We start from the raw sequence: 13,606 nt of genomic DNA, 5'->3' as shown, positions 1-13,606 counted from the left end.
TATCCATTTTTAATGGTAGAGTCACCTCTCAAAATAGTTTTAGGGAAAAAATATGCTGTTATCAGAAAAAATGCCAAAAGGAATCATGCCACTGTATTTAATACAGGCTTTTTCAACCTTTTCTTATGCAATTCTATATTCCTCATTATCATTGTTCCTCACTAAACAATTAGGATTGTCCAATACCCTTTCAAACAGCATTGTCGGCTTATTTCTCGCATTTAACTATGTTCTACATTTACTCGGCGGAGTGGTGGGTGGACGATATCTAAGTAACAGAACCTTATTTTTGATTACCACAGCCATACAAACGATCGGTATTTTACTTTTGGCACTCTCATTGCTTTATCTTGGACTGAGTTTATTTCTAGTAGGATGTGGCTTAAACACCACCGCATACAACAGTATATTGACACAACGCTTTGCGCCGGATGATAACCGCAGAGATAAAGCCTTTTTCTTGAGTTATTCTTACATGAATGTAGGCTTTTGCGCGGGCTACGTCATCAGCGGCTTCTTTGATTATTCCAATCAATATCAATCTTTACTCTATGCCAGCATAATTCCAAACGTAATTACGCTTTTGCTCATGTGGGGTTACTGGACAAACTTAAATGATCGCGACACTCCATTGCTCAATGTTAAAAGCAAAGCTTCACTAAACTTCAAAAAAGCTATTGGCTGGGGAATTATCTTATCTCTTATTCCGTTCACCCTGCTTTGTTTTCATAAAGCTCAGTTCAGTAATGGAGTTGTAGTAGGCCTAAGCGTTATTATGTTTTTTGTCATTTTATATCTTAGTTACCAACAAAAATCGACTTTGGATAAGCAAAAGATAATGACTTTTCTAATACTGACAATAACATCAATCTTATTCTGGATGATCTACTTCACAGGCCCAATGGGCATAACCCTATTTATTAAAAACAATGTTGATAAACATTTATTCCATTATGAAATGGCGACCCAATGGCTTTTGAATATTAATGCCATGGTGATCATTATCGGTGCTCCGTTGTTATCGATTGTGCTCACACGACTGCAAGCAAAAGGATACAATGTATCAATAACCAAACAATTTGTTTGGGCATTCCTGATATTAGCGGGTTCTTTCTTCTGTCTATCCGGCGGCATCCTCTCGGCTAATAAACATGGATATGTCAGTGTTTATTGGGTAATGCTCCATTTCACCTCGCAAGCGATTGCAGAGTTATTAATAGGACCAGTCGGTTACGCCATGATTGGTAAAATTTCCCCTCCACATTTACAAGGTGTGCTTATGGGCACCTGGATGATGGTATCAGGGGTATCAGCATCTTTATCACATTACTTTTCCAATGCTATGACCCAAGGTGAGTCCATAAATCCTTTGCTATCCAATGGTGATTATCTGCATGTATTTAATCAGCTGGGTATGTGGGCAATATTAGGTGCTGTTTTCCTTTACTTAATCGCAAAAAGAATCAGACCTGTTATCGAGCAAACAACAGATTCAGAACTCTCCGAGATTGTAACAGCTACTTAAGAGAAAAGCCCAGGTAGGTAATAAATTGATCAAAATTGCATTTTACCTCTGATCTTTTCCATGTAAAAAAACTAATTTTATCGATATCACGGCTATGGTTTACTGTTTTTTGACTGGACTATGCCGTATTAATATGAAAGCGAGGATGTTTTACATGGAATGTTTTATCGAGGTTGCAGAACCTGTTATTGATGTTAAGTTTCAATTAAAAAAAGATACTCAGAAATATTTAATTGATTATATTCTGTCCTACAGCAAATTAGACTGTAAAGAGCTGGCTCAAATACTTGAAGCCAGTCCCTTGATGCTTAGCCAAGTATTGGCAGGAAAGGAATTCTTAGGACCTTCAAAAGCACATAACCTATTTCATTATTTCACCATGCTAATTAGTCATTAACGCTTTTTAATTCCTTTCATAACCGAACTGTTCTATGGATTTTGATACTTCAAAGAACAGCTACACCCATCAAATAAATCAAAATTAGCACACTCTGGCTATTATCATGCTTTAAAATTGATTGATCAAAATAAATTCATTAATATAAACCGGTTTTAAACCTCTTTAGCCTAATGTAATCTAATTTTCATTGGCTATACTTGTTTTATATTGCAAAAATAATCATAAGAGAAAAGCAATGAATGATAGGTGGTTATCGGTTGATGAAATTGGCGAGTACCTCGGTGTAAAAAGAGATACTGTCTACAAATGGATTAATGAAAGAGGCATGCCTGCCAGTAAGATCGGTCGCCTCTGGAAATTCAAAATTAATGAGGTTGATAGTTGGATTAAGAAAGGATCAAAGCAAGAATCTGATATATGTTAAAGTTAGAAGATATTAAAAAAGACGCCCAGATTCGCGGCATCAAAGCAGAAGAGATTGTGCGCGTAGTACAGGTAGAGCCAATCGGTGATGCAGCTATCACAGTCTATTATAAAGACAGCCAGGGCAATATCGGTGAACAAATGCTGTTTCGTTCGGATGAGGCTCGCCTTGAACTAGCCACTATTGGCCGGCCATGGGCATTTGACGCCCCGGGAGCGGAATTCAAGCTTGGATTGGAAGCTTACCGAATTAGCCAAGCAGCCTTGTTTGACCCTATGATGGCAGTACATACATCAAACGTGGAGCCACTGCCACATCAGATATCTGCCGTTTACGAGGCCATGCTTCCCAAACAACCGTTGCGTTTTGTGCTGGCAGATGATCCAGGTTCCGGTAAAACCATTATGGCAGGCCTGTTAATTCGTGAGCTCATCATGCGTGGCGATGCCAAGCGTATACTCATAGTTTCACCTGGCTCTCTAACCGAGCAGTGGCAAGATGAATTATTAGAAAAGTTTGGCGTCACCTTTGATATTTTCAGCCGGGAAAAACAAGAGCAATGCGCTTCAGGCAATTACTTTGATGAAGCCGACCAACTTATCTGTCGTTTGGATCAATTGTCTCGAAACGAAGAATTCCAAGAAAAGCTTAAAAACACTGAATGGGACATAATCATTGTTGATGAGGCACATAAACTATCGGCCAGTTATTTCGGATCAAAGATCAACAAGACCAAACGATTTCAACTAGGTGAAATGCTCGGCTCAATTACCCGCCATTTCTTGTTGATGACAGCAACTCCGCATAATGGTAAAGAAGAAGATTTCCAAACATGGCTCTCATTACTGGATGGCGACCGCTTCTATGGCAAATTTCGAGAAGGTGCTCACAAGGTTGACGTATCAGACATGATGCGTCGCATGGTTAAAGAAGAATTGCTTAAGTTTGATGGTACACCACTTTTCCCAGAGCGTAGAGCTTATACCGCCAACTATGAACTCTCTCCTATGGAGGCGTCACTTTACGAACAGGTCACCACCTATGTTCGTGAAGAGATGAACCGCGCCGACAACCTCGACAGTAAAAAGAAAAATAATGTCGGTTTTGCATTAACAATGTTGCAACGAAGGCTCGCGTCCAGCCCAGAAGCAATCTACCAATCGCTGAAACGTCGCCGTAAACGTTTGGAAGATCGCCTGGAAGAAACCAAGCTAATGGCCCGAGGGCAGACAGTTAAAAAGGATAGTGTTGCCGAAACATTAGGTGAATACAACCTTAAAAAACAAATTGATTTACCTGATAATTTCGATGAAATAGATGAAGATTTAAGTGCAGAAGAATATGAGATTCTTTCAGAGCAAGTGGTCGACCAAGCTTCTGCATCAGAAACAATCCCTGAACTAGAAGCCGAAATACTTATTCTGAAAGATCTTGAGGACCAAGCGCTCAAAGTCGTCCAATCAGGTAACGATAAAAAGTGGGAAGAACTCTCTTACCTTTTACAAGACAAACCAGAAATGCTCACAACCAGTGGTGCTCGTCGCAAACTGATAATCTTTACCGAACATAAAGACACTCTGAATTACCTGGCCAATCGTGTTGGCGACATGCTCGGTAACGAAAACGCTGTTCGCACCATTTATGGTGGCACCAACCGAGATGAACGTCGCAAAGTGCAGGAAGAATTCCGCCATGACCCCGAAGTAATTGTACTCATCGCCACCGATGCTGCGGGCGAAGGTGTTAACCTACAAAACGCCAATCTCATGGTCAATTACGACCTACCTTGGAACCCCAATCGCCTTGAACAGCGCTTTGGTCGTATCCACCGTATTGGTCAAACCGAAGTTTGCCACCTCTGGAACATTGTCGCTTCTGAAACTCGCGAAGGCGAGGTATTCAAAAAACTCTTTGACAAAATAGAAATCGAAAAAGAGGCATTGGGAGGAAAAGTTTTCGACGTGCTTGGTGAGGCCTTTGACAATGTCTCATTAAAAGATCTACTTGTTGATGCCATTCGATACGGCGAAGCACCAGAAACTAGAGCCAAGATGAATGAAGTGATCGATTCTGCGCTTGATTCTGAACACCTAAAAGAAATCCTTCGTCGTAACGCTTTGGTTGAGCAGCATATGGGACTCGAAGAGCTCTATGCAGTAAAAGAAGAAATGGAAAAAGCAGAGGCGCGTAAACTCCAGCCATACTTTATCCGCGCCTTTTTCACCGAAGCATTTCAAACCTTGGGTGGAGAAATGCGTAATCGTGAGCCTGGCCGCTTTGAAATACGCCATGTTCCAGCTGCCATCCGTGAACGTGATCGTATCATTGGGGAAACAAGAACACCCGTGTTACGCAAGTACGAGCGCATCTGCTTTGAAAAGCACCATGTTCGCCAGCAAGGCAAACCCATGGCTGACATAATACACCCATTGCACCCATTGATGCATTCTGCAACCGATTTGGTATTAGAAGCTCATCGTTCCAAACTCAAACAAGGTGCCGTACTGGTTGATCCAAATGACGATGGTCTAACCCCCAAAGTGCTCTTTATGTTGGATCACACAGTAAGAGAAAGCGGTAACTCAACCAATATCGCGTCTCGGCGTTTAGAGTTCATAGAAATTGATGAAAGAGGTAATGCTATTAATGCAGGCTGGGCACCCCACTTAGATCTAAAGCCTATCGAAGATTACGACCATAATCTGGTTAGCGATATTCTGAATGCTCGATGGTTAAACAACAAGCTAGAAGCATTGGCACTAAACCACGCTTCACTAAAGTTAGTACCAGAACATTACACTGAAGTTAAAGAGCGTCGCGAACGCCAGGCCAATAAAACCCTCGCAGCAGTAAATGAGCGACTAGTAAAAGAAATCAACTATTGGTCTGACCGTTATATTAAACTTCAAGACGATGTAAATGCCGGCAAACAGCCACGCATGCAACCTGAAATGGCGCGTCGCCGAGTAGATGAACTCACCGCTCGATTAGAACAGCGAAAAGCCGAACTGGAAGCATTGAAAAATGTGGTATCCAGCACCCCAGTGGTAATGGGGGGAGCATTAGTCATTCCTAAGGGCTTGTTGGCCCATCGCAAAGGCGAAACACAATTTCGTGTCGATGCTGAAGTCCGTTCTCGAATAGAGAGTATCGCAATGAATGTAGTGATTGATACAGAGCGTAGCTTTGGCTTTGAGGTCAAAGATGTAGGGACCGAAAAATGTGGTTGGGATGTTACCTCGCGCCCTCCCACAAATGCAGATGGTTCAATAAGGCCAGATCGGCATATTGAAGTGAAAGGACGGGCCAAAGGCCAAAACACCATCACGGTAAGCCGTAACGAAATCATTTACGGCCTAAACCAAGCAGACAAATTTATGCTTGCCATAGTCATTGTCGATGGAGAAAAATTCGAAGGACCGTTTTATGTAAAAACGCCTTTTACCGTCGAGCCAGATTTTTGCGTAGCAAGTATTAACTATGACCTCAGTGATCTACTGTCTAAAGCAGTTGCGCCTGAGCAAACAATTTAAGAAGCCAATATGACAAAAGTTATTAGTCTCAAGAAACTCATCGAAGTGGCACTGCCATTAGATGATATTAACATCGCCGCAGCACGTGAAAAATCCATACGCCACGGTCATCCAAGCACGTTACATTTGTGGTGGGCGCGTCGCCCTCTTGCAGCAGCACGAGCCATAATTTTTGCACAGATGGTGAATGATCCATCCGAAACAGTTTCGGGTGATAAGCGCCTTCGTGAAACCAAACTCAAAATTCAAGACGAACGAGAAAAACTATTCAATATTATTCGCGAGTTAGTTAAATGGGAAAACACAAATAACGAAGAGGTGTTAAATAAAGCTCGCGAAGCCATCATAGAAAGCTGGCGTTGTACATGTGAACTGAATAAAAATCACCCGCAGGCTGATGAATTGTTTAACCCAGAAAAACTGCCTGCGTTTCATGATCCCTTTGCTGGTGGAGGTGCAATTCCGTTAGAAGCACAACGCCTGGGCCTAGTAAGTTACGCCAGTGATTTAAATCCCGTAGCGGTGATGATTAACAAGGCGATGATCGAAATCCCCCCTAAGTTTACTGGGCAGGAACCCGTTGGCCCAATTCCTAGCTGTGAGAAGCAGAAAAATCTTGTGGAAGATTGGTCTGGAGCAAAAGGCTTAGCTGAAGATGTTCGCCGTTATGGTCATTGGATGCGTGAAGAGGCCTTTAAACGTATTGGACATCTATACCCTAAAGTGACTATTACGCAGGAAATGGTTGAAGAGAGAGAGGATTTAAAGCCCTATGTGGGCGAAGAGCTTACCGTAATAGCTTGGCTTTGGGCTAGAACTGTAAAAAGCCCTAGCCCTGCATTCACGCATTTATTTACTCCACTAGTTTCTTCATTTGTAGTATCGGAAAAGAAAAACAAAGAGGCATACGTAGACATCGCTGTGAATGAAGAGAGTTTTATTTTTTCCGCAAGGATAGGTCGAGTTTCTGATTGGGCAAAAAAGAAGGAAGGTACAAAGCTCTCTAGAAATTCATTTAGGTGCATTTATAGTAATATGCCCGTCGATTTGTCCTATGTGAAGGAGCAAGCTAAGTCTGGGCAGCTTTCACAGAGTCTAATGTGTATTGTGGTTGAAGGACGCGGCGAAAGATTGTTTCTCAGCCCAACGATGGAGCAGGAAAAAGCTGCATTAAACATAGAGCGAGATTGGGAGCCAAATCTGCCTTTACCAGCGAAACTAACTGGTGGAACATGTCACTCCTACGGCTTTGAAACTTGGGGGAGCATTTTTACTAACCGTCAACTTAGGGCTTTAAACACCTTCGTGTCTGTATTAGAAGATCTGCCAACTGGCAAATTGGAACGCGACCGAGCCAAAGCCATAAGAACATATTTATCTTTTCTTTTGAGCCAGATTGCAAATCATGGTGCATCAATTTGTGGTTGGAATGCGCCTAATACTCAGATGCGTAGTGTATTCGCACGCCAAGCGATTCCCATGGTATGGGATTTTGCTGAAGTTAATGTTTTTTCAAAATCGACGGGTAGTTTTAAAAACTTATTTGAAAGACTATGTAAAGGGTTTGAAGCATTAGGCAATAAGGTGGATGGATATGCTTGCCAAGCCGATGCTGTATCCCAAAATATATCTAACTACAAGGTCATATCAACAGACCCACCATATTATGACAATATTGCTTATGCGGATTTGTCTGATTTCTTTTATGGATTTCAACGGAAAGCTCTTTCGGGCTTATACCCAGATATTTATGGTACCCTTGCAGTTCCCAAAAATAGTGAACTCACAGCTCTGAAATATAGGCATGGTTCAAAAGAAGCTGCGAATGATTTTTTTGAACAGGGCATGTCGAAGGCAATAAAGAACCTTGCTGATCTTGGCAATCCAGTATTTCCAGTTACTATTTACTATGCGTTCAAGCAATCCGATACGTTGGAAAATGGTACTGTGTCATCAGGTTGGGAAACATTCCTTTCCGCTGTAATAAACGCAGGGTTTGAAATAACTGGAACATGGCCTGTTAGAACTGAAAAAGAAGGCCGCTCAGTAGGAAACGGCGCAAATGCCTTGGCTTCCTCTGTTGTTCTAGTTTGTACTAAACGACCTCACGATGCTGAAATCATTTCACGTAGGGACTTTCAACGCGAACTCCGTGAGAAAATGCCCAACTCTCTTGAAGCTATGATAGGCGGTAGCACAGGAGCGTCACCAATCGCACCGGTTGACTTGGCTCAGGCGGCCATCGGCCCAGGCATGGCCATATTCTCTAAGTATGAATCCGTATTAAATCAAGACGGTAGTAAGATGAGTGTACATGACGCACTTATCTTGATCAACCGTGCAATTACCGATTACTTAAACCCCGACAGTGGTAACTTTGATAACGATACACTTTTCTGTGATAACTGGTTTAGCCAATACGGCTGGGGACAAGGCCAATTTGGTGAAGCTGATACCCTTGCCCGCGCCAAAGGCACTTCAGTGGATGGGATAAATGCCGCCGGAGTGATTGAATCGGGCAGCGGTAAAGTGCGTTTATTAAAATGGGGCGAATATCCCAAAGACTGGGATCCCAAAACCGATACGCGTACCCCTGTATGGGAAGCTTGTCATCAGATGATTAGGGTACTCAACCAGCAAGGCGAAGCTGAAGCCGGTGCTTTACTTGCCCGAATGCCAGAGCGCGGCGAACACATTCGCCAATTGGCTTATCACTTATACACGCTATGTGAACGAAAAAAGTGGGCTGAAGAAGCCCGAGTCTATAACGAATTGATTGGTTCCTGGCATGCTATTATGGCCGCTTCACACGAAGTTGGCCATCGCGGTACCCAGCTAGGGCTTGAATTGGGTTTTTAGGGGAAAAGAAGAATGAGTTTAAAACCATGGCGTGAAATTGCCCGCCCTCACAAAGACGTATTAGAAGGCACTTTTAAACAGTCGGAGTTTGCGGCAGATATTTCTCAAGTGGCTTCTGGTACCGCTACCGAAGAATACCAAGATGCCGAGAAATTCTTCTCTCGCACCTTTATTACCGAAGGTATGTGTTTATTATTGATTTCGGTGGCCCAGCGCCTAGTCGGCCAAGGTGGCGACCCGGTCATTCAGCTACAAACTGCCTTTGGTGGTGGTAAAACTCATACCATGTTAGCAGTTTTACACTTGGCGTCCCGCAAAGTGAGCACCGATAAACTGCAAGGCATTCCACCACTATTAGATAAAGCAAGTGTTCACGATTTGCCCAGTGCCAAAGTTGCTGTGATCGATGGCATCAAACTATCCCCTAGCCAGCCACAACAACATGGCACAGGAAACGAGAAACTTGTTGTGAATACCTTATGGGGCGAACTCGCATGGCAATTGTTAGGTGAAGAAGGTTACGCCATGGTTGCGCAAAGCGATGCTGATGGCACATCTCCCGGTAAAGAGGTGTTGCGCCAGCTGATTGAAAAAGCCGCGCCTTGCGTTATTTTAATTGACGAGTTAGTTGCCTTCATTCGTCAGCTAGAATTGGGTAAACAATTTAAAGCCGGTACCTTTGATAGCAATATTTCATTTATTCAGGCGCTCACTGAAGCGATGAAAGCTGTTCCTAACGCCATTCTTTTGGCTTCTTTACCAGAATCCGAGTTGGAGGTAGGAGGTATAATGGGTCAGCGTGCGCTGGAATCTTTAGAAAAATACTTTGCACGTGTTGAGTCAATTTGGAAACCTGTTGCCAGCACTGAGGCCTTTGAGATTGTACGTAGACGGTTATTTGAATCAGCCGGTGAGAGAGCAGAAGTCGAAGGCATTAGCCGTCAGTTTTCAGATTTTTATCGCGCCCACAGTGATAAATTTCCCCTAGAAACTCAATCAAATGTTTACTTTGAACGTCTTTGTCAATCTTATCCGATTCATCCTGAGGTATTTGATCGTTTATATGAAGATTGGTCGACACTTGATAAATTCCAACGCACCCGTGGTGTCTTACAGTACATGGCGATTGTCATTCATCGCCTTTGGAATTCAGACAATAAAGATGCATTGATTATGCCTGGATCTATCCCTCTAGATGATAGCAATGTGCGTAACAAGAGCATTCACTACCTGCCTCAAGGATGGGAACCCGTGTTGGAAAAAGAAGTGGATGGGCCGCGATCCGAGCCTGCTGACATTGATGGCCATGATACGCGATTTGGTAGTGTGCAAGCGGCACGTCGTGCAATGCGAACCGTTTTTTTGGGTAGTGCTCCGTCAAATGCAGCACAAGGTGTTAAAGGAATTAACCAAGAACACATCTTATTGGGTTGTGTCCAGCCTCGGCAAACAATCGGCGTGTTTGAGGATGTGCTAAAACGCTTACGCGACCGATTGCACTATTTGTACTCAGAGCAAGAGCGTTACTACTTGGATACACGGCCAAACCTGCGTCGTGAGATGGAAAGTCGCAAACAAAATATAAATCAGCAACAAGAACTACACCCTTTATTAAAGGAGAGTGTCGCTCGTATATTTGGCCGGAATCACTGTTTTGGCGGGATTCATGTCTTCACGCCATCCATTGATATACCTGACGACTATGCCCTTGGCCCACGTTTAGTTGTGTTGCCACCCAGTGCAGCCTATAGCCGTGGTGATGCAAGACTGACTTACGAAGCCGCCGAAGAAATACTCCGCAATCGTGGTGATCAGCCTCGACAAAAACAAAACCGCCTTATTTTCTTTGCCGCAGATTATGATGTTGTCAGCCGTTTAAATGATGCGGGAAAAACTTACCTTGCTTGGAAAAGCATCGTATCAGATGTAACAGACGGAAAACTAGACTTAACGGTATCGTTGTCTAAACAAGCTATTCGCAATGCGGAAGTCGCTGAACAAAGCTTACAGCAAATTGTACGCGAAACATATAAGTGGATTATCTGCCCGGTTGAAGACTTCGCACGCGGTAAACCAGAATTAACATGGGAGGCAGTTTCTGTATCGCCTGCGACACAAAATCTGATCGCTGAGATTGAAAATACCCTACGCGAAGAAGAGTGGTTGACTTCAGAGTGGAGTCCTATTCACCTGCGTAACACTCTACAGAAATGGTATTTTAAAGATGGCGTCAAAGATGTGAGCGCATTAAAAGTATGGCAAGACAGCTGCCATTACCTTTACTTACCTCGCCTGGTCAATGATCAAGTATTCAAAAATGCCATCACCTCAGGCTTGGATAGTGAAGATTACTTTGGCTTTGCCTCAGGTAAAGATGGCGACCGTTATTTAGGTTTTGTTTTTGGTTGTGACTCCATGCCAACATTGGACGAATCTTCATTGCTGATTGAGCGTGAAGCCGCCGTTGAATATCGCGAGCATATTAAACCCACGCCTATATCTTCTACCGGCGGCGATCCGACGATACCTTTGATTCCATGTGCGTCCGGAACCACCAATGGTGTTCAGTCACAACCGATACCAGTTGGTTTTACACCCACTCCACCGACTATTCAAACTGCAATAAAAAAACAATTTTACGGCAATATAGAGCTAGACCCTGTGAAAGCAAAAATGGAATTCGCCACTATCGTTGACGAGGTGGTGCAGCAATTCACTGCCAAGCTTGGTGTTGAAGTTTCAATATCTGTAGAAATTCAAGCTAAGTCTAAAGATGGTTTCGATGAAGCACTTCAGCGCACGATAAAAGAAAATTGTAATGTACTGCGATTTAGTAGTTCTGAGTTTGATGAGGAATAGTGATGAATCAAGAGATTAAGCAATTCATAAAACAATACCTCAAGGAAATTGAGGAAGACAATGCAGCAATATTTGCAGGTGCCGGATTGTCAGCACCTGCAGGTTTTGTTAACTGGAAAGAGTTGCTGAGACCGTTAGTAGATGAGCTCGGATTAGATATTGATAAAGAACAAGATTTAGTGAGCCTTGCACAATTTCATAATAATGAACATGGTCGCCACCGGATCAATCAACAACTGATTAATGAACTATCCTCTAACAAAGAACCTTCTGATAGCCATCGCATCTTGGCCAAACTACCGATAAGCACATATTGGACAACCAACTACGACCGTTTGATTGAAGATGCCTTAAAAGAAAATGGAAAGATTGTAGACTCTAAATACACAAACAATCACCTAGCCACAACAAAGCCAAGACGAGATGTTGTAGTCTACAAAATGCATGGTGACATAGAACATCCAGATCAAACAGTACTAACGAAAGATGACTACGAAAAATACACCATTGATTATGAGCCTTTCGTAAATGCACTGTCAGGCGACTTGGTATCTAAAACATTTTTGTTTCTAGGTTTCAGTTTTACTGATCCAAACTTAGACTACATCCTCAGCCGGATTAGGATTTACTTTAAAAAAAATCAACGTCAGCACTATTGTATTTTTAAATCCTGCAATGCAAAAGAATACGATTCTGACGCCGAATTCCAGTATGCTAATACTAAACAGCAGTTAGTTATTAGTGACTTACGTCGATTCAATATAAGGGCTTTGCTTGTAGACGAATACTCAGAAATACCTAAGATACTCAACGCCATTGAGCGTGCATTTAGCAGAAAAACGGTCTTCATTTCTGGTAGTGCAAGTGACTTTGGTCAGTGGTCGCAAGTGGATACAGAATTAGCTCTAAGTTCATTGAGTGTTGCAATGATTGGTCAAGGCTATAAAATTGCAACTGGAGTCGGTCTTGGTATCGGCAATGCCATTATTTCAGGAGCAATTTCTAAAATATATCGTAATGGCATTGGGCACATTGAAGACTTTCTTATCATGCGCCCCTTTCCTCAGTTCATTGATGATAAAGATGAACGCGAAGCAACTTGGAAGCAATATCGCAAAGACCTCATTGGTCATGCAGGTATAGCATTGTTCATCATGGGAAATAAGATTATTAACGGGAAAGTAACAAATGCTGATGGTGTAAGAAAAGAATTTGAAATAGCAAAAAATTTAGGCTTAGTGCTTGTACCTGTTGGCGGAAGTGAATTCATGTCCCGAGAACTCTGGGAAGAGATAAATACTAGTTTCAACGACTATTTTCCAAATTCATCTGATGACATTAAGAAAGCATTCGAAGCTTTAGGTCAGCCCATAGAAAAACCAAACGAGCTGATATCTATCGTAATAGATTTTCTTAATTTATTAATCAAGGAGTAAATATGGCAAGGAAAGTATTTTTTAGCTTCCACTATGAAAATGATATTCGGCGTGTTGTCCAAGTCCGAAATTCTTGGCGCATTAGAAATGGAAACGACACTCAGCCTTTTATGGATAAAGCCGATTGGGAAACACTAAAAAGAAGCAATGATAAGGCGATCGAAAACTGGATTGAAAAGCAACTCAAAGGGACATCAGTTACTGTTGTGCTTATTGGCTCAGATACATTTAACCGACCATGGGTAAGGCATGAAATAAACAGAAGCCACTTACTTGGAAAAGGAATGATCGGTGTCTATATTCATAATGTGAAGGACCCTCAGAATGGTACCAGCTTAAAAGGCAAAAATCCTTTTGATTACTGGTATATAGAGGAAAGCAACAGACGAAAGTACTTTTCGGAAATATATCCAACTTATGACTGGGTCACCGATAGTGGATATAACAATATTGAGAACTGGATTGAAACTGCAGTAAGAAATGCTGGCCGCTAATTAAACTGGCAGCTTTCACTTTAGTATAAATATACTCATTCATACTACCTCAAAATTGACGATCAAATTACACTTT

Annotated in this window: 8 protein-coding genes; all 8 read left to right on the top strand. The window is 42.3% G+C overall.

Going from position 1 to position 13,606, the window contains the following annotated elements; genetic code table 11:
- The first annotated feature begins 52 nt into the window (after window positions 1–52).
- Entirely contained in the window at window positions 53–1,525 is a 1,473-nt protein-coding gene (locus B1207_RS12980; RefSeq protein ID WP_112220369.1) for a peptide MFS transporter, read from the top strand.
- A gap of 154 nt (window positions 1,526–1,679) precedes the next feature.
- Window positions 1,680–1,922 (top strand): hypothetical protein, encoded by a 243-nt coding sequence (locus B1207_RS12975; RefSeq protein WP_112220368.1) that lies wholly within the window; start codon window positions 1,680–1,682, stop codon window positions 1,920–1,922.
- Between the two features lie 238 nt (window positions 1,923–2,160).
- Window positions 2,161–2,349 carry a helix-turn-helix domain-containing protein gene (locus B1207_RS12970; RefSeq protein WP_058450414.1) on the top strand — a complete coding sequence of 63 codons (189 nt, stop codon included), beginning with the start codon at window positions 2,161–2,163 and terminating at the stop codon, window positions 2,347–2,349.
- Window positions 2,343–5,882 carry a helicase-related protein gene (locus tag B1207_RS12965; RefSeq protein WP_112220367.1) on the top strand — a complete coding sequence of 1,180 codons (3,540 nt, stop codon included), beginning with the start codon at window positions 2,343–2,345 and terminating at the stop codon, window positions 5,880–5,882. The genes B1207_RS12970 and B1207_RS12965 overlap by 7 nt, the downstream gene beginning before the upstream one ends.
- A gap of 9 nt (window positions 5,883–5,891) precedes the next feature.
- On the top strand, window positions 5,892–8,741 hold the full coding sequence (locus B1207_RS12960; protein ID WP_112220366.1) for a DUF1156 domain-containing protein: 2,850 nt from the start codon (window positions 5,892–5,894) through the stop codon (window positions 8,739–8,741).
- A 12-nt stretch (window positions 8,742–8,753) separates the two neighbouring features.
- On the top strand, window positions 8,754–11,600 hold the full coding sequence (locus B1207_RS12955) for an ATP-binding protein (RefSeq protein ID WP_112220365.1): 2,847 nt from the start codon (window positions 8,754–8,756) through the stop codon (window positions 11,598–11,600).
- Window positions 11,601–11,602: 2 nt separating this feature from the next.
- On the top strand, window positions 11,603–13,036 hold the full coding sequence (locus B1207_RS12950) for an SIR2 family protein (RefSeq protein ID WP_112220364.1): 1,434 nt from the start codon (window positions 11,603–11,605) through the stop codon (window positions 13,034–13,036).
- A 2-nt stretch (window positions 13,037–13,038) separates the two neighbouring features.
- Window positions 13,039–13,530: a TIR domain-containing protein gene (locus tag B1207_RS12945; RefSeq protein WP_112220363.1), complete on the top strand. Its 492-nt coding sequence runs from the start codon at window positions 13,039–13,041 to the stop codon at window positions 13,528–13,530.
- Window positions 13,531–13,606: the final 76 nt, after the last annotated feature.

This window comes from Legionella quinlivanii (assembly GCF_003265995.1).
Classification (GTDB): domain Bacteria; phylum Pseudomonadota; class Gammaproteobacteria; order Legionellales; family Legionellaceae; genus Legionella_C; species Legionella_C quinlivanii_A.
The sequence above is the reverse complement of the archived record's forward strand: the minus strand, read 5'-3'. Positions and strand labels throughout refer to the sequence as shown.